The sequence below is a fragment of the Trebonia kvetii genome (assembly GCF_007827045.1).
Lineage (GTDB): Bacteria > Actinomycetota > Actinomycetes > Streptosporangiales > Streptosporangiaceae > Trebonia > Trebonia kvetii.
The window spans coordinates 1,061,724-1,079,165 of sequence record NZ_RPFW01000003.1 but is presented as its reverse complement, the minus strand read 5'-3'; the positions used below and the strand labels follow the sequence as shown (position 1 = coordinate 1,079,165).

Genomic DNA, 17,442 nt, shown 5'->3' with positions numbered 1-17,442 from the left:
TTTTTCCCTTCGCCACGATAGCTGTCCGCGATCGCCCGGTGACACATCTTGGCCCAGGTCGCCCCAACCAGTAGCACGAGGCCGGCTGCCGGGAAGTTACTGGTTCCAGCCGACGGGTTCGGCGGGCTGATAACTGCAGGCTGTTCCGGTGCGGATGGCTGCCCGGAGATGGGCGGCCAGGTCTGGGTGGTAGCGCTGGAGGTGGTCGATCGCGTGCTGGATGCGGGCGGTAACCGCCTTGCGGGCGCGCTCGCTGTCGTCGCCGAGCCGGCGGCGGCGGCCGCCCAGGCCGAAAGCGCGGCTCAGCTCCCCGATGAGCGCGTCGCGTTCGGCGGCGGCCCGGGAGGCCCGTTCGAGGTCGCTGTCGGCGGTGGCGTCGTCGATCTCCTGGTCGAGCTCGGTCAGCCTGGCCTTGTAGGCGGCGCGGGCCTGGTCGTCGAGGACGGGGGCGGCGCCGGCCGGGGCGACCAGCCCGGCGAGCTGCGTGGCGGGGACTGGTTCCCGTGGCTGCGCGAGGAGCGCGGCGATGTCGTGGAGGCCTTTGGCGTCGGGCATGCGGATGGTCTTGCCACGGTAGGTGATGTGCCAGACCGCGCCTTCGCGCCGGAATCGGTTGGGTGCCGCGGCAGGGGCGGCCCGGCCGACACGTGTCCGTTCCAGCGCGCTCAGCTGCGCCCAGGCGCTGGCGCCGAGCTGGTGGTGCTGGGCGACCGCGGCTGCGAGGTGGTCCGCCGCGGCACTGTGCTCGCCAAGGGAGGCAGCCAGGAGCCCGAGGTAGTGGTCCACGGCTCCGGAGTAGGCGACCGTCGCTCCGCACACGACGTGGGTACCGGCCAGCGGCAGTAGGCGCTCGTAGAGCTGGCGGCGCAGCGCGCTGCTGCCGCACCGCGCCGCCGCCTCGGCGGCGATGGACGGGAACCACAGGTCATAGCCGACGGTGGCTCCCGGGCCGTCGGACTGCTCCACGGGGAAGCCCGCCATGACGGCGGCGGCGCGCTCCGGCTCACCGCCGTCGGCGGCTAGCAGCGCCCGCCAGGGCGGCCAGGTCTCCACCGGGGGTTCGGCATCGGGGCGGAGGCGCCGGTAGCTGCCGCGATCGGCTTGGAAGCGGGCCAGCTCCCAGCGCTGGATGTCGTGGATCAGGACGGCATCCGCGCTTCCCATGTCCTGCGCTGCCCGCCCGGCCGCGCCGATCAGTGCGCCGGCTTCTTCGAGCTGGCCCGCAAGGAGTGCGGCGGCGGCGCGCCGGGACTGCGCGTCCCATCGCGCAGCGGCGTCACCCAGCTGCTCGGATTCCCGGCAGAAAAGGTCCAGCTCGGCGTGGGCGAGGGGGTCGCCGAGCTCGAGCAGGGCGGTGGCGCGCAGCAGCCGGGCCTGGGCGATCAGGTCGGCGCTGTGCAGCTGGCGGGCGAGGGCGAGCAGCTCATCGAGAATGGTCAGGCGCTCGCGTGCCGACCCGGGCCGCCAGCAGACATCGTGGGCGGCGATCAGGCAATGGGCGAGCGTCCACCGGTCGCGGGACCCGCGGGCCAGGGTGACGGCGTGCTGAGCCAGCTGCCGCGCCCTGGTGGTTCTCGCAGCGTCGAGCGAGTGGAACAGGTCCCTGGCGAGGGCCGCGTTGACAAGTGCCGCCAGCTGCGGCGTCAGGCCGGTGGTTCCGGCAGCCTGCTGGAGCAGCCCGATGGTCTGTTCCCGCTCGGTCGACGGCCCGGTCTTCGCCCCCACGGCGTGCAGCCCGAGGGCGGCCCTGGCCAGCCTCGGGTGATCGGCGCTGGCGCGCGCTAGGGCGGCGCCGTCGAGGTAGGTGACCCTGGCCAGCGCCAGCCGTCCCGCCTTCCGCCGCGCCTCGCCCAGTTCGAGCAGGACGTCGAGCCGGGTCGCGACGTCGGTGTCGAGCAGGGGAAGGACGCGCTCGAGGTGGCCGACGGCGTCGGCGAACGCCAGGCGGGCGGCGGCAGCCGCCGCGGCCGCCCGGCTGTGGCGGACGGCCGCGGACCGCACCGCAGGGTCGGGTCTGGTGAGGCTGACGGCGCAGTAGTGGGCGGCAAGCTCGGCAGGGTAGGCCAGCCCGCCCGCGGCGGCTTGTTCCTCAAGGGCGCGGGCCAGGGACAGATGCAGGGTGGCTTGGGCGTCACCAGTGAGCCCGGCTGCCAGCACCTCCCGGAACAGGTCGTGCGCGAACCGGAGTCCGTTCCCGGTGCGGACCAGCACCCCTGCGGCAGCGGCCAGCTCCAGATGAGTCTCCACGTCGACGGCCAGGGCCTGCTGCAAGAGGCCGGGCCGCAGTGCCTGAGTGTCGAGCGAGGCCGCGGCCAACGTGTGCACGCAGTCCTGCGGGAGCCGGGCCAGGCGCCGCTCGATGACGTCACGGACCGAATCCGCACCCGGCACGGCTAGCCCGCTCGCGTCCGTCACGCCACGGACGCCCGCCAGGCGAGACAGTTCCGTGACGAAAAGCGGGTTGCCCGCGGTGCGGTCCCACATCCGCCGGGCTTCGTCGTCATCCGGCTCCCGGCCCAGGTGCCTGGTCATCAGCCGGGAAACCTCGGCCGGGCGGAGCCCGGCAAGGGATATCAGGCTCGCCGATCCGGCCAGGTGACGCAGCTGGCCGGTGGCCTCCTCACCTCGATAGGTGCCGATGAGCAGCACCCGCCCGCCAGGCAGCTGGCGGGCGGCGAACTCGGCGAGAGCAAGCGAATCCGGGTCGGCCAAGTGCAGGTCCTCGACAACGACAACCACCGGCCGGGAGTCACCCAGCGCGGCAAGGAACCCCGCCGTGGCGTCGAAGAGCCGGAACCGGGCAGTGCTGACCGCGGCGCCCGAGGCGTCGGCGGGCTCGGCAGTGCCGGCCCAGCCCAGCGCCGCAACCGCAGCAGGCGGCCGGGTTCCCGCCTCCGCGGCAGCCCGGACAACCTGAGCCCATGGCCAGAACGCCGGCACGCCCTCGGTCTCCGAGCAGCGCCCCCACAGCACCAGGGCGCCCTGGGCGGCCGCCAAGTCGGCGGCCGCCCCGGCCACGGCCGTCTTGCCGATCCCGGCCTCCCCGCCGATCAGCAGCAGCTGGCCCCGCCCGGCGGCCGCCTGGTCGAACGAGGCGCGCAGCACCGCAAGCACCTCGTCCCGGCCGATGAGCCCCCCGGTCGTATCCACCTGCCCATTGTCCACCGGCGGGCACCGGACGGTAAGGGCCGTAGCTGCAGCAAGATGTTCAGCGGTGCATCGACACCTACCCGGCTGACCTGGGAGAACCCGGATTCGGCGGCCACTGCGCGCAACGCCTGCTCGCCGGGGATGGTACCGAGCCCGGCGCCGCCGTGGGCGAGGGCGTTTGGCGTGCACACCAGCGCCGACGCGGCGTAGAAGAACCTTCCCGCCGGGTTCAGGTTCTCCTCGGTGTGCTGCGATCCCGCGTGCTCGACAAGCAGCACGCTGCCGCCGGGAGCCAGCGCTTTCCGTGCGCCGCGCAGCGCGGCGACCGGGTCGCCGAGGTCGTGCAGGCAGTCGACGAAGGTGACCAGGTCAAACCCCTCGCCTCCCTCGCTGGGCAGCCCGGCCGCGTCGGCCACCTCGAACGTGACCCGGGTGCCTAGCCCAGCCGCGGCGGCCGCCTTGCGCGCCCGGGCGACCGAGGCGTCGTCGGCGTCGATGCCCAGGAAGCGCGAGCGCGGGAACGCCCGGGCCATGGCGATCGTCGGCGAGCCGTAGCCGCAGCCGACGTCTGCCACCGTCCCGCCCGCCTCCAGCGTGGGCGCCACCCCGTCGAGGGCGGCCAGCCAGCCGGCCAGCGCGGGCACCACGACCGCCCGGCTGATCAGGTCCATGCCGTGGGAGTGGGCCGGGCCGTGCTCGTCCCAGCCGATCCCGCGCCCGGTACGGAACGCCTCCTCATAGCGGGCAACCTCGGCCCACTGCGCCGCCGCCTGCAGTCCTGCCCCCTCGACCAGGCCGCGCAGCGGCTCACCGGTCATGAGCGCCGCCACCGCGGCCGGCAGGCTGTAGCGGCCGGTGGCGGGCTCGTACCGCACGTAGCCGGCCGCTGCCTGGGAGCGCAGCCACTCGCGGACGTAGGGTTCCGCCGCCGAAGCCCGGGCGGCCAGCTCGCTGGGGGTGGCCGGCTCCGCGGCCAGCGAGTCCCACAATCCGGTCCGTACCCCGATCACGGTCAGCAGCATCCCGGAGGTCGCCGCCAGGTCGGCCATGAGCTGGCCCATCACCTGCCCCACCGCGGCCGGGTCGGCTGTCGGCCCAGTGGCGGGTGCTGTTTCTGTGTTCATCGATTGCTCCTTTCGTCGCTTACCCGTAAGGCGCCAGATCTGATGTAGCGGCCGCCACACGGGATCTGGCGCCGGACAGGCAGGCAGGAAGGACGCAGCAACCAGTGCTTGGCGCGGGTCTTACCGCGAGAGCTCATAGAGGCGGTTGAACGGATTGTCCATCTCGACGTGCCGCACCTGCGTGAAGCCGGCCTTGCCGGCCAGCTGACGCAGGACCGGTTCGGGGAGGCCGAGGGTGCCAAGGCCTTCTCCGCCTTCGGCGAGTGACGTGGTCATGCAGTACAGGATCGAGAAGCCGTACAGCAGCGCGGCGATGGGACCGGTGTTGTCCGCGGCCTGGTCCGAGCAGTTGATCTCCAGGCACAGGTACGACCCGCCGGGCCGCAGAGCGTCACGGATCGAACGGAGCAGTCCCAGCGGGTCGACCGCGTCGTGCACGACGTCGAACGTGGTAATCACGTCGAAGGATTCGGGCAGGCCGGCCCCCGCGTCGAGCACCTGGAAGCTGATCCGGTCGGCCACCCCTGCCTCGGCGGCGGCGCGCTGCGCCTGCTCCACGGACGGCGGGTGGACGTCGAACCCGGTGGCGGTGATGGCGGGGAAGACGCGGGCCAGGGCGATCAGTGCCTGCCCGGTGCCGCAGCCCACGTCGGCGACATGGGCGCCGGCCCGCAGCCTGGCCTCGGTGTCCGGCACCAGCGGCAGCCACTGCTGTACGAGCATGTTCTGGTGCCACTGCGCGGTGAACCGGCTTGTCCCGGCCCAGACGTCGGGGTGCAGATCGGCCGGCCTGACCCCGCCGCCGCAGCGGAACGCCTGGGCCACGTCGTCGTAGCGCTGGATCGCGCCGATCAGCTCCTGGTGGACGCCGCCGAAGAACGCCGGCCCCGGCTCGGCGGCCAGGGCCGGCACGTGCTCGGCGGGCAGGGCGTAGCTGCCCTGGGCGTCGTCGTAGGTCAGGTACCCGGCAGCGAACATGCCTGCCAGCCATTCCCGCACGTACCGCTCGGACAGCCCGGTCCTGCTGGCCAGTTCCCCGCTGGTCCCCGGGCCGTGATCGGCCAGGTTCTTGAACAGCCCTGCCCGGTCGCCGAGGGCGGCCAGCACGACCGTCGCGGCGGCGGCGGTGTCCGCCAGCACCCGGCCAGTGAACTCCGCGGCGCGGTTCTCGTCCATCGATTCCTCCTTGTGGTTTTGCGATACCGCCGCAGGGCGGCGGGTCCGGTTACCTCAAGAGGCGTGCGGCCCGAGTGAACGAATCGTTCACCCGGCCGTGAACGGATCCGCGTCCTTCAGGAATGGTTAAGGTTGAAGCAGCTGGTGTGCCCGGTTCTGGAAGGTGAGCGCGCATGCCGCAGCCGGTTCAGCCGCAGGCGTCGGACAGGTTCGTGGGGCGGTCCCACGAGCTCGCCGTGCTGCGCGCGGCCTACCGTGAAGCGGCGGCAGGCGATGCCCGGCTTGTGCTGCTCGCCGGAGAGCCGGGTATCGGCAAGACCGAGCTCGCCCGCGTTTTCGCCAGGGAAGCGGGCGACGACGGTGCGCTTGTGCTGTGGGGCGCCGGATGGGAAGAGGGCGGCGCACCGCCCTACTGGCCCTGGGTGCAGATCCTGCGGGGCTACGGCCGGCAGGCCGGGCCGGAGGCGCTCGCCGAAGCAGCCGGACAGCAGGCCGCCGTGCTCGGGCAGCTTCTCCCCGAACTCGGTGCCCCGGATGAGCGGGCCGGATCGGGATCCTGGGCGCGGTTCACGCTCTTCGAGGCCGTCTGCACGGTGCTCCACCGGGCTTCGCGAGGCGCGCCGGTCGTCGTGATCCTCGACGACCTGCATGCCGCGGGACGCCCGTCGGTCCTGCTGCTCCGGTTCGCGGCGGCCGCGCGCCTTTCCCGCGTCCTGTTCGCCGCCACCTACCGCAGCGCGGAGGCCAGGAACGACCCGGACGTCAGCGACGTGATCGGCGCGCTGGAATCAGCCGGTGCGCTACTGCCGCTCGGCGCCCTGTCCTCCGATGAGATACGGCTCCTGCTGCCCGGCGCGAAGGCCGACGTGCTCGCTCTTGTCGAGCGCCGCGGCGACGGTAATCCCCTGTTCGTCGCGCAAGTGGCGCGCCTGCTCGGACACGGGGCGGCCACCGTCGAGGAGGTGCCGGTCCCGGCCGGCATCAGGCAAGCGGTCCGGCGCCAGGTCGCCGCGCTCGCCGAGACCAGCGCCGGCGACGCCCGCGTGACCGCACGGGAAACCCTGGCCATGGCGGCGGCGCTCGGCCCGGGCATCGACCCCGCCCTTGTCGCGTCGGTGCTCGGCGTTCCCGCGGAACTCGTGGCCCGGCTGTGCGATGACGCCACCGAAATCGGACTGCTCAGCCCCGGCCGGGATGCCAGTGAGCTGTACCGGTTCAAGCACGCACTCGTTCGGGAGACTCTCTATGCCGAGCTGCCGCCCCAGTCCCGGGCGCACGCTCACTACAGGATCGCCGCGGCGCTTGAGGACAGGGCAGGACAGAGTCATTCCGAGCTCGCCTATCACTTCCTGCAGGCCGCACCGGTCAGCGCCGAGGCCGCCGCCAAGGCCGTCACCTACTCCGATCGGGCCGGGCAGGACGCGCTGAAGGCGCTGGCCTACGAAGAGGCTGCCCGTCATTTCCGGCACGCCCTTGACGTCCAGGGGCGGGCGGCGCAGGCCACGCCGGCCGGCCGGTGCGCACTGCTGCTCAGCCTGGCCGAGGCACTCACCAAGCCGGGCCCGGATCCCGCCGCGGCCCACGTCCTCGACGAAGCCGTGCGGCTTGCCCGGCATGCCAACGAGCCGCGGATGCTGGCCGCCGCGGCGCTGCTGCGCGCTCAGCACGTCGACTTCAACGCCCCCACCGGCGCCGCCACCGCACTGCTCAGATCGGCCGCCGACGCACTCGACCCGGCGGATGCCGCGCTGCGGGCTCGCACGCTGGCCCGCCTGGCGATCACGCTCACCCCGGAGCCGGCTGCCGCCAGAGCCGCCGCGCAGGAGGCCGTGATCAGCGCGCGCGAAGCGATGTCCCGGGAGCCGGACGGGCGGGCAGCCGCCACCGCGCTCGCCACCGCGCTCGCCGCGCAGCATCACGTCCTGTGGGGTACCCAGGACCCGCGGGATGCTCTTGCCGACGCCAGCGAGATCGTCGCGGCGGCTCAGCGGGCAATTGACCCAGAGACCCAACTCGACGGACACGTCCTGCGGCTGACCCATCTGCTCGAACTCGGGGACGGACCGTCCGCGCAGCGGGTCCTGCCCGAACTCGACCAGCTGGCGGACGCACTGAACCAGCCCGCCGCCAGGCTGGCCGCGCTGTCCCGGCGCTCGACCGTGGCCGCGCTTACCGGCGACTTCGGCGCCGCGGCCGACTTTGCCAGGCGGGCTTACCAGGCCGGGCAGGCCGCTGCCCTGCCCGATGCCGGTGCCGTCTACTGGGGTCAGATGTTCGCGATCTGGCTGCACACGGGCCTGCCAGCCGACGATGAGCAGCGGATGGAGCAGTTGCTCCGTGAGCTGGTGGCACGTTCGCACCTGTCGGTGGCGCACGCCGCGGCGCTGGTCCAGATCGACGCCGCCCGCGGCTCTGTCGAGCAAGCGCGCGGACTTCTCGACGAGCTCATCAGCACCGGCATGGACACCCTGCGGCCCGACATGGTCTACCTGTGGGCCCTGACCCTGCTCGCGCGCGACTGCACGATTCTCGGCGCGGTGCGGTACGCGCCGCGCGTCTACCAGGCCCTTGCTCCCTATGCCGGGCGCGCCGCCGTCGCCGCTGGGGCAGTCATGTGCTCCGGCTCCACCGACTACTACCTGGCGGGACTGGCCGCCCTCAGCGGAGACACCACGGCGGCACACCGGCACTACCGGACGGCCGTCAGCTGCCACCGGCGGCTCGGGGCCCAGCCCATGCTCGCGCACACCTTGCACGAACACGCGCTGCTGCTGCGGCGCCGTGGCGGACCAGAAGAGCTGGCCGCCGCATCGGCCGCGCTGGCCGAGGCCAGGGCCGTCGCCACCAGCTGCGGCATGACCAAGCTGCTCCCCGTCCTTGATCAGCCCGACCAGCCCGCGCCGGCCGCCCTGACCCTGAACAGGGAAGACGACTTCTGGATCATCGGCTACGCGGGCGCGCGCACCCGACTGCCCGACAGCCTGGGCCTGCGGTACCTGGACCTGCTCGTCCGTGACCCCGGCCGTGAACTTGCCGCTCTGGAGCTGGTCCAGCTCGCCGGCGCCACCGGTGCGGCTGGCACCGGGGTGCGCGCCGACGACCTGCATGAGGTGTCCGGCGCGGACGCCGACGATGTCCTGGATCAGCAAGCGAGGAACGCGTACCGGCAGCGCCTCAACGAACTCGGCGAGGAGCTGGCGCAAGCCGAACACTGGAACGACATAGAACGGGCCAGCCGACTCCGCGCTGAACGGGAATTCCTGGTCCGCGAGCTCACCGCCGCGACCGGTCTCGGCGGCCGATCCCGCCGCCTCGGCTCGGAATCAGAACGCGCCCGGATCAACGTCACCCGGGCCATCCGCTCCGCGATCGCCCGCATCCGCGACCGCGCACCGGACGCCGCCGCCCACCTCGACCAGACCGTCCGCACTGGCACGCGCTGCTCGTACTACCTGCCGTAACGCACCCGCCCGCGGGCTGGACCCGGGAGGTGCGCGGGTTCGTCAGCCGGCCTCAGGGGGCTCGCCGGCGGCCAGGTGCTCGTCGAAGAAGGCGCGGATCCGGCGCCAGGCGTCGTCGGCGCTGGCCGCTTCGTAGCCCATCCCGCCCACTCGCAAGACCGGTGCGAGGGGCCCGACCCGGTACCGCTCGAGGAAGCTGTGGCCGGCCTGGGGATACTCCTTGACGTCGTGGGGGATGCCCTTTTCCGTCAGGGCTGCGTCCAACTTGGCGGTTGCGCCCTTGAGCGTGCGGTCCCGGCCGCCGTAGCTGCCGACCACGGGGCAGGCGCCGCTCAGCGCGGCATCGAGGTTCTTCGGCAGCGGGCCGTAGTTGGGAGCCGCGGCGTCGAAGCCCCGGCTGGCGGTCATGAGGGCGAACCCGCCGCCCATGCAGAACCCGATGACCCCGACCCGGCCCGAGCAGTCGTCACGGCCGACCAGCCAGCGGCGAGACCTTTCGATGTCGTCGTAGGCCTGTCCCTGCCCGCTGCCAAGGGAGCGCATGGTGGCCTGCACGCACCTCAGCATCCCTCCGCGCGTGTAAAGATCCGGCGCCACCGCCAGGTACCCGTACGATGCCAGCCGGTCGGCGTGCTCACGGATGGCTTTGGTCAGGCCGATCGCGTCCTGGATCACGACGACGCCAGGGTGGGGACCGGCCTCGGCCGGGACGGCGAGGTAGGCCTTCAGCGGGGTGCCGCCCGCGGCGGGGATGGTCGTATCAGGCATGTCTATTTCATAGCAGAAAACGCCGCGGCCTAATCGCCACCCTGGCGTCAGCTGGCTGCGGGCGGGGAGACGTGAAACAAGGATCCGTTCGGGATGATCTGTTTATTTTTCTGCCCGTTGATGAATTGACTCTGCATGGGACTTCCCGCGACGACAGGGAGCAGCATCATGGCAGTGGACATCGCGATGGGCGAACAGTTGGGCGGTCACGCCGCCGCCGCCCACCCGCTCGACCCGCTCAGCGGCAGCGAGGTCGAGCGGGCCGCCGCGATCATCAAGGCGAGCGGGCACGCCACCGAGACGCTGCGCTTCGTGGTGATCTCGCTTGAGGAGCCGCCCAAGCCCGCCACGCTGGCCTTCGACCCGCTGGCGGTCCCGGCGCGCAAGGCGTTCGCTGTCAGCTACGACCCGGCGCGCAAGCTCATCTGCGAGGCGGTCGTCAACCTCGACACGGCCGAGGTGGAGTCGTGGACCCCGGTTCCCGGCCGCTTTCCCGCCTTCCTGTCCGACACGCTGACAGAGGTCGGGGAGATCGTCAGGAAGGATCCGCGCTGGCGCGAGGGGATGCGCAAGCGCGGCGTCACCGACTTGGAACTGTGCATGATCGACCCGTGGCCCGCGGGCTACGTCGGGCCGCAGGAGCACTACGACAACAGCCCGACGGTGTGCCGGCCGCTGACCTTCGTGCGATCGGCACCGGGCGAGCACGGGTACGCGCGCCCGGTCGAGGGCCTGATCGTCACCTTCGACCTCGACGGCATGCGGGTCATCGACGTCGAGGATCACGGCGTGGTGCCGCTGCCGCCGCAGGCGGGCAACTACTCCGCCAAGTACGACATGTTCAGCCCTGATAACCGGCCCGCCTTCACCGGGCTTCGTGACGACGTCAAGAACATCGTCATCACCCAGCCCGACGGTCCCAGCTTCACTGTCGACGGCTACGCGGTGGCCTGGCAGAAGTGGGCCTTCCGCGTCGGGTTCAACCCGCGGGAGGGCCTGGTGCTGCACACCATCTCCTATAACGACAAGGGCGTCGAGCGCCCGGTCATGTACCGTGCCGCCCTCTCGGAGATGGTGGTGCCCTACGGTGACACCGCCCCGACCCACTGGAACAAGAACGTCTTCGACATGGGCGAGCTTGGCATGGGGGTGTCCGCGAACCCGCTCACCCTCGGCTGCGACTGCCTGGGGGAGATCTTCTACTTCGACGGCATCGTCAACGACAGCCTCGGCAACGCCGTGGTCATCCCGAACGCGGTCTGCATGCACGAGGAGGACTACGGGATCGCCTGGAAGCACACCGACTTCCGCACCCAGGAGGTCGAGGTGCGCCGGTCGCGGCGGCTGGTGATGTCGATGATCTGCACGGTCGGCAACTACGAGTACGGCTTCTTCTGGTACCTGTACACCGACGGGTCGATTGAGTTCGAGGTCAAGCTGACCGGCGTGCTCACCACCGGCGCGTTCGCGTCCGTACCGCCCAAGTACGGCGTCGCGGTCGCACCGGGCATCTACGGCCCGAACCACCAGCACTTCTTCAATGTGCGGATGGACATGGCGGTCGACGGCCCGAACAATTCCGTCTACGAGGTCGACTCAATAGTCGAGGACGACGAGCGCAACCCGTACCGCAACGCCTGGTACACCCGGGCCACGCTGGTCAAATCGGAGTCCGAGGGCGCCCGCGCCTGGAACTGGGACACCAACCGGTACTGGACGATCGCCTCGGACAAGACCAACGAGCTCGGGGAGAAGACCGCCTACAAGCTTGAGCCGCGCGGCGTGGTCAAGCCCTTCGTCCAGCAGGGGTCCTACATCTACGACCGTGCGCGGTTCGTGCAGAAGCCGGTCTGGGTGACCAGGTACGACCCGAGGGAGAAGTACGCCGCCGGCGACTACATGGCACAGTCACCGGATGTGCAGGGCCTGCCGGTGTACCTGGAGGACGACGCGGACCTGGAGAACACCGACGTGGTCCTCTGGTACACGGTCGGCACGCACCACATACCGCGGCCGGAGGACTGGCCGGTTATGCCGTGCGCCTACATCGGCTTCCACCTCAAGCCGGCCGGGTTCTTCGACGGCAACCCGGCACTCGACCTGCCGCCGTCAACGGCAGCCAGCGACCATTGCGGTCACCACGAGCAGCACGGTCACTGACCCACGGGTCGCTGCGCAGGGGTACGGCCGGTCCGCTCCGCCGGGTGACTCGCGTCACCCGGCGACGTACCCTCCTGTTATGGCGGAAGAGTGGCGGCTGAGTATCGACTTCACCGGCCATCCCGGCACAGGACGGCGGTTCAGCGGCGACCGGCAGGCACGCGAAGTGCTGCGCGGCCGCTTCGGCGACGACATTGTGATGTCCGCTGAGAAGAAGCGCATCTTCCTGTACACCGAGCGGGCAGACGCCGCCACAGAGGCGGAACTCGTGGCGCGGCAGGTCCTAGCCGAGCAGGGGCTGAGCGCGGACATCCGGCTAGACCGGTGGGACCCCTCCGGTCAGGCCTGGCGGGACGCGCGATCCGCTGCACCGGAACAAGACGCCGCACCGCTACCCGGGAGAGCGGGACCGGTGAACCGGTGCCTGCCGGGTCCGACGACGAACACCGCCTCCCGGGCATCACGGGCTCCCGGGTATCTGGCGATCGACTCAGGCCAGTTGCCTGCGGCGTCGCGAACAGCGCCGGGATCGCCGCTCGGGACGTGCACGCTGGCGGTCACGTTCGCGGGAAGCTCCACCCGGTAACTGAACTGGTCACCATGTACTTCCCAGCTGGCGCTGATAGTCCCGCGGACTGACTGGTAGGAACCGCTAACCGAGGTCAGCGCTTGTCCGCGATGGGGGCGCAGCAGCGGGCGGGCAAAGCCCGCGGTGCCCGGAGCCTGGTCGATGCCAAGCACGAAGCGATAGAGCCACTCGCCGATGGAGCCGAGGGAATAGTGGTTGAACGAGTTCATCTGCGGAGACTGAAACCCGTGTTCCGCTGTCCAGCCATCCCAGCGCTCCCAGATGGTGGTGGCGCCATTGTCGATCATGTACCGCCAGGAGGGCTGGGTCTGCTGGGCCAGCAGACGGTACGCGACGTCGGTATGCCCGAAGCTGCTAAGGACAGGCAGCAGGTAACCGACGCCGGCGAACCCGGTGGTCAGGCGCCAGTCCGCCGCCTCGATCGCCGCCACGAGATGGCCGGCCGTTGCAGTGCGCAGGTCGTCGGGGATGAGGCCCATATGCAGGGCGAGGACATAGGCAGTCTGAGTACCAGAGACAACCCGCCCGTCGGTGTCGGTGAACGCCCCGGCGAACCCCGCGCGGATCTTGGCGTGCAGGGCGCGGTATCCGGCGGCGTCTTCGGCCCTGCCTGTCGCCTCGGCAATCTCGGCCATCAGGTACGCGTCGTGCGCCCAGTAGGCGGTGGCGAGCAGTTCGTGCGGCGTGTCGTCCGCGCCTGGCGCAAGCCAGTCGTTATAGCTGTTGCCGAGCTGGCTGGCGCGCAGGTAGTCCGGGTTGGCGCGCTCAAGGAAGTCCATCCACCTGGTCATGGCGCCGAAGTGCCGGTCCAGCACCCCCGTGGCCCCGTACATCTTCCACAGCGTCCACGGAATGATGACCCCGGCGTCCCCCCAGGCCGGCGCCGCCGATCCGCCGAAGGTGAGCCGCGGTGCGACATCGGTGTAGGCGCCCGACGGCAGCTGGGCGTCCGCGACGTCATCGAGCCATTTGTCGAAGAACGACGCGACATCCCGGTTGTAGCAGGCGGTCCGCGCGAAGATCTGCGCGTCGCCGAGCCAGCCGAGGCGCTCGTCGCGCTGCGGGCAGTCGGTCGGGACGCTGATGAAGTTGCCGCGCTGCCCCCAGTCGATCGCGGCGAACAGGCGGTCAAGCCAGTCCGCCGAAGTGCTGAGCGTGCCGGTCGCCGGAGTGTCGGAGTGCGCCACCACGGCGACGAGATCGCCGGGATCCAGGTCACCCGGATATCCGGTGATCTCGGCGTAACGGAATCCGTGCATGGTGAAGCGCGGCTCGAAGATTCCGGGCCCGCCGGCGGCTATGTACTCGTCGGTCTGCCTGGCCGTCCGTAGGTTCGCCGTGTAAAGGCTGCCGTCGGGGTTGAGCACCTCGGCGTGGCGGACGCGGATTTCCGTGCCGGCCGGCAGGTCGGCGCGCACCCTTACCCAGCCAGGCAGGTTCTGGCCGAAATCGACCACGTGACGCCCCGCGGGATCTCGTGAGATGCCAACCGGCACGATTTCCTCGGTGACCCTGACGGGCGGACCCGGATCGGCGACCAGCGGGCGGGAATCACGGTCTCTGGTGTGGACGGCCCGCCAGCCGGAGGCGTCGAAGCCCGCGGCATCCCAGCCGGGCGACTCGAGTCGCAGGTCGTGCTTCTCCCCCATGAGCAGGTCCGCGTACCTGATCGCGGCGGTTTGCTCCTCCCACTGCCCGTCGGTGACGACCAGCTGGCGAGTGCCGTCCGCGAACGTGATGACCAGCTGGGCCAGGAGTTCGGGCACTGTGCCATAGTGCGCGCCGGCGCGCTTCGGGTCGAAGCCGACGAAGCCCGCGTACCATCCATCCGCGATTATCGCGCCAAGGACGTTCTCTCCCGCTCGGACCAGGCCTGTCACGTCGTACGTCTGGTAGAGGACGCGCTGGTCGTAGTCGGTCCAGCCGGGCGCGAGAAACGCGTCACCGATCCGCTGCCCGTTCAGCCGGACCTCGTAGAGTCCGAGTGCGGTCACGTACAGGCGGGCCGATGCCACCTGCCCATCGACTGCGAAGGCACGGCGCAAGTAGGGTGCCGGGCGCAGCGCGCGGCTCACCGGGTCGAAGGGACCGTCCCCGGCTGGCGGGGTGACTTTCTCGTGCGCCTGCCCCTGGCTGATCCAGCAGGCATGCCAGCCGTTCGCCTGATCGAGCTCGACCTCGAAGAATGCCGGGTCGCTCCACTCCGACAGGGCGCCGGCCGCGTCCCGTGCCCTGACCCGCCACCAGTAGCGCCTGCCCGGTTCCAGGGCGGCGCCGCCGTAGGGAATGTCGAGACAGTCCGCGGACGCGACCTGCCCGGTGTCCCAGCACAGCGTGTCCTGCGACAGTCGCGACAACCCGTTCAGGAAGACTTGAATGTGGAAGGCCGCCTGAACGCGATCACCTCCCGTGCCCTGCAACTGCCAGCCGAACCGCACCCTGCCGGGGGCGATGCCGAGCGGGTTGACCAGGTGCGCGCAGCGGAGCCCGGTCAGGCTCAGCGTTGAGGGCGTGGTCACAGTTTTACTGCTCCTTCAGTCAGACCAGAGACGAAATAGCGCATGGTGAAGCCGACGAGGACGAACATCGGGAGGGTGGCCATGACGAACGCGGCGAACACCGCGCCACCGCCGGTCAGGTTCAGTCCGAAGCTGCCGACGAACTGCTGCACGCCGGCCGAAATCGTGGTGCGGCTGGGATCCTGGATGACGATGGTGGGCCACAGGTAGTCGCCCCAGACGTTGATGGTGACCAGGATCGCGCCGGTCAGCAGTACCGGCCTGGTCAGCGGCGCCACGATGCGCGCCAGCACCTGCCACTCCGTGCAGCCGTCCACCCGGGCGCTCTCGAGGAGGTCGGCGGGGATCTGGTCGAAGAAGCCGCGGAAGATCAGCACCAGTAGCGGCTGGGCGCTCGCCGCGTACGGCAGCACCAGGGCCCACCAGGTGTTGAACAGGTGCAGCTTCTGGACCGTCAGGAACAGCGGGATGAGGGTAAGCGTGGACGGGACGAGCAGCAGCGCGACGTAGGCGAGGAACAGCATGTCCTTGCCGCGGAAGCGCAGCTGGGAGAACGCATAGGCCCCGAACGCGGCGGCAGACACACCGAGGACGATCGACAGGGCGGCGACGATCAGGGTGTTGCCAAGCGGCCGCGCGATTCCCGTCCACGCCGTCGAGTAGTTCTGGAACTCGAACTGCGTGAACAGGGAGAACACGCCGCTGCTGAAGATGTTCTGGCCGCTCTTCAGCGAGTTGGACAGCACGAACACGATCGGGAAGTAGGTCATCGCGACGATGACCGCGCCGGCCGCCACCGCGATCCAGCGGTACCGGCGCCGCCATCGCCAGGCCGCGGCCGGCCGCCGTCCCGCGGGTGCGGGCAGGCGGTCGGCCGGGGTTTCTATTGATACCGAACGCATGGGGCGTTCCCTGACTCCTAGTACTTGCTCAGGTCGACGTGGTTGGCCGACGCCCACTGCTGCGCCGAGCTGGTCAGCAGCGACTGCCACTGGCTGGCGAACGCGGAGTAGGACAGCTGCCCGTCGACGTACGCCTGGACAATCCGCATCCCCGAGTTGGTGGAAGCGGTGGACAGCACGTCGTCGAGCGCGACGTCGACCACAACGGGCACCTTGCCGGTGGGCACCAGGCCGGGCAGGCCCGGCAGGTTGACGGTCGGCGCACCGGTCTCGGTGGGGATGTAGGAGCCGCTGCCGCTGATCTTGAGCCAGTCACCCAGGTGCTGCGGGGTGAACAGCCAGGCCATGAAGTCCATGACGGTGGCCGTCTTGGCGGGGGTCATCGAGCTGTCCGCCTTCTGCGAGGTGATGCTCCACTCGCCGTTGCCGTTCGGGCCGCCGATCACGCCGACGGTCGAGGTGCCGAGCGCGAGGGGCGACGACGCCGTGGTGATGGCCGGCTCGGGGAAGACGCCGTACTTGCCGGAGAAGCCGGCGGAGTCAAGCTGCGGAATCCACCAGCTGCCGCCCCACAGGATTCCCACCTTCCCCTGGATGAGCTGGGACTGCGGGCTCAGCGGCGGAGAAGTGGTGTTCGGGTTCGAGCACGCGTCGTAGGTGCTCTCCCCGTTGCCTGAGTAGGGGATCAGCTGGCCGAGAAGCTTCCACACCTCGGCATAGCGCGGGTTGTTCATGCCGATGATGCCCTTCTTGATGCCGACCGCGACATCAAGGCCGGTCGTCACCTGGGCATGGTTGACATTGAACTGGCTGACCTGGCTGGCGAGCAGCGAGGAGGTGGCGAGCCGCTCGAACCACGAGGGGTTGCAGGGGGCGCCGGTGGTGAAGAGGAACGGGGTGACGCCCGCGGACTTCAGCTTGCCGAGGTCGGTTACGAGGTCCGCCCACGTCGTGGGCGTGGCGGTGATCCCCGCCTTGGCGAACGCGGCCTTGCTGTAGAACATCCCCGTCTCGACGTTGGAGCCGAGGAGGATGTCGATGTCGCCGTTCGGCGAGGTCATGTAGGGCACGGTCGAGGACGTGAACAGCGACAGCCAGCTGGTGTTGCCCGGCACGTACGGATTGGGCTTTCCCAGGTAGGGCTTGATGTTCTGCAGCAGGCCGTTCGGCAGCGCGCCGGAAGTAACGGGACCGTACTGCTCCCACACCACATCGGGCGCGGCACCGCCGGAGGCCTGGCTTTCCATGGCGGCGTTGGCCTGGGTGATGCCCGTGGTGTTGTTCGGCAGCCAGTCGATCGTGACGTTCTTGTGCGCGGTTTGGTACTGGTCGCTGAGCTGTTTGAGACCGGCGTTGTCCGCCGCCGTGATCGGGCCGGTGTTGGGCGGCAGCACCGCCTTGATCGTGACCGGGGCGCTGCTGCTTCCTGTTGAGCCTCCGCTTGAACTTGGCGAGCTTGAGCCGCCCGACGTGCAGGCCGCCGCGAGCAGGCCCACGGCGAGCAGGGCCGCGCCCGTCGGGACGAGCGTGGCTTTGCGGGTTCTTCGAGACATGAAACTCCCACCTCCTGGCGAGAAATTGATATCTATCTTC

General features: G+C 70.5%; 9 protein-coding genes. 2 read left to right on the top strand and 7 right to left on the bottom strand.

Going from position 1 to position 17,442, the window contains the following annotated elements; translation table 11 throughout:
• Positions 1-96: 96 nt before the first annotated feature.
• The 3 genes from EAS64_RS19720 to EAS64_RS19710 form a co-directional block, all read right to left on the bottom strand.
• Positions 97-3,150, bottom strand: coding sequence for an ATP-binding protein (locus tag EAS64_RS19720; protein ID WP_187366028.1), 3,054 nt, complete (start codon positions 3,148-3,150; stop codon positions 97-99).
• Positions 3,051-4,274, bottom strand: a complete 1,224-nt coding sequence (locus EAS64_RS19715; protein ID WP_145854672.1) for a class I SAM-dependent methyltransferase — start codon at positions 4,272-4,274, stop codon at positions 3,051-3,053. Before EAS64_RS19715 ends, EAS64_RS19720 begins: the two co-directional genes overlap by 100 nt.
• A 120-nt stretch (positions 4,275-4,394) precedes the next feature.
• On the bottom strand, positions 4,395-5,450 hold the full coding sequence (locus tag EAS64_RS19710) for a class I SAM-dependent methyltransferase (RefSeq protein WP_145854670.1): 1,056 nt from the start codon (positions 5,448-5,450) through the stop codon (positions 4,395-4,397).
• A gap of 173 nt (positions 5,451-5,623) precedes the next feature.
• Here EAS64_RS19710 and EAS64_RS19705 point away from each other — a divergent pair, with 173 nt between their 5' ends.
• On the top strand, positions 5,624-8,911 hold the full coding sequence (locus EAS64_RS19705; protein WP_145854668.1) for an ATP-binding protein: 3,288 nt from the start codon (positions 5,624-5,626) through the stop codon (positions 8,909-8,911).
• A gap of 42 nt (positions 8,912-8,953) precedes the next feature.
• Here the strand turns inward: EAS64_RS19705 and EAS64_RS19700 are convergent, their stop codons facing one another.
• Positions 8,954-9,679, bottom strand: a complete 726-nt coding sequence (locus EAS64_RS19700) for a dienelactone hydrolase family protein (RefSeq protein WP_145854667.1) — start codon at positions 9,677-9,679, stop codon at positions 8,954-8,956.
• A 168-nt stretch (positions 9,680-9,847) separates the two neighbouring features.
• Between EAS64_RS19700 and EAS64_RS19695 the strand changes: the two genes are divergently transcribed.
• Positions 9,848-11,839 (top strand): primary-amine oxidase, encoded by a 1,992-nt coding sequence (locus EAS64_RS19695; protein WP_145854665.1) that lies wholly within the window; start codon positions 9,848-9,850, stop codon positions 11,837-11,839.
• A 339-nt stretch (positions 11,840-12,178) separates the two neighbouring features.
• Here EAS64_RS19695 and EAS64_RS19690 read toward each other — a convergent pair whose 3' ends face one another.
• The 3 genes from EAS64_RS19690 to EAS64_RS19680 are packed head-to-tail and all read right to left on the bottom strand — an operon-like array spanning position 12,179 to position 17,402.
• Positions 12,179-14,947, bottom strand: a complete 2,769-nt coding sequence (locus EAS64_RS19690) for an alpha-L-rhamnosidase (RefSeq protein WP_145854663.1) — start codon at positions 14,945-14,947, stop codon at positions 12,179-12,181.
• Complete coding sequence (locus EAS64_RS19685) at positions 14,944-15,849, bottom strand: carbohydrate ABC transporter permease (protein WP_145854661.1); 906 nt, start codon at positions 15,847-15,849, stop codon at positions 14,944-14,946. The genes EAS64_RS19690 and EAS64_RS19685 overlap by 4 nt, the downstream gene beginning before the upstream one ends.
• 17 nt (positions 15,850-15,866) lie before the next feature.
• Complete coding sequence (locus EAS64_RS19680) at positions 15,867-17,402, bottom strand: ABC transporter substrate-binding protein (RefSeq protein WP_145854659.1); 1,536 nt, start codon at positions 17,400-17,402, stop codon at positions 15,867-15,869.
• Positions 17,403-17,442: the final 40 nt, after the last annotated feature.

Excerpts from the sequence above, each read along its gene's own strand:
- EAS64_RS19680 (WP_145854659.1), bottom strand. The coding sequence starts at position 17,402 with ATGTCTCGAAGAACCCGCAAAGCCACGCTCGTCCCGACGGGCGCGGCC.
- EAS64_RS19710 (WP_145854670.1), bottom strand. The coding sequence starts at position 5,450 with ATGGACGAGAACCGCGCCGCGGAGTTCACTGGCCGGGTGCTGGCGGAC.
- EAS64_RS19695 (WP_145854665.1), top strand. The coding sequence starts at position 9,848 with ATGGCAGTGGACATCGCGATGGGCGAACAGTTGGGCGGTCACGCCGCC.
- EAS64_RS19685 (WP_145854661.1), bottom strand. The coding sequence starts at position 15,849 with ATGCGTTCGGTATCAATAGAAACCCCGGCCGACCGCCTGCCCGCACCC.
- EAS64_RS19705 (WP_145854668.1), top strand. The coding sequence starts at position 5,624 with ATGCCGCAGCCGGTTCAGCCGCAGGCGTCGGACAGGTTCGTGGGGCGG.
- EAS64_RS19700 (WP_145854667.1), bottom strand. The coding sequence starts at position 9,679 with ATGCCTGATACGACCATCCCCGCCGCGGGCGGCACCCCGCTGAAGGCC.
- EAS64_RS19715 (WP_145854672.1), bottom strand. The coding sequence starts at position 4,274 with ATGAACACAGAAACAGCACCCGCCACTGGGCCGACAGCCGACCCGGCC.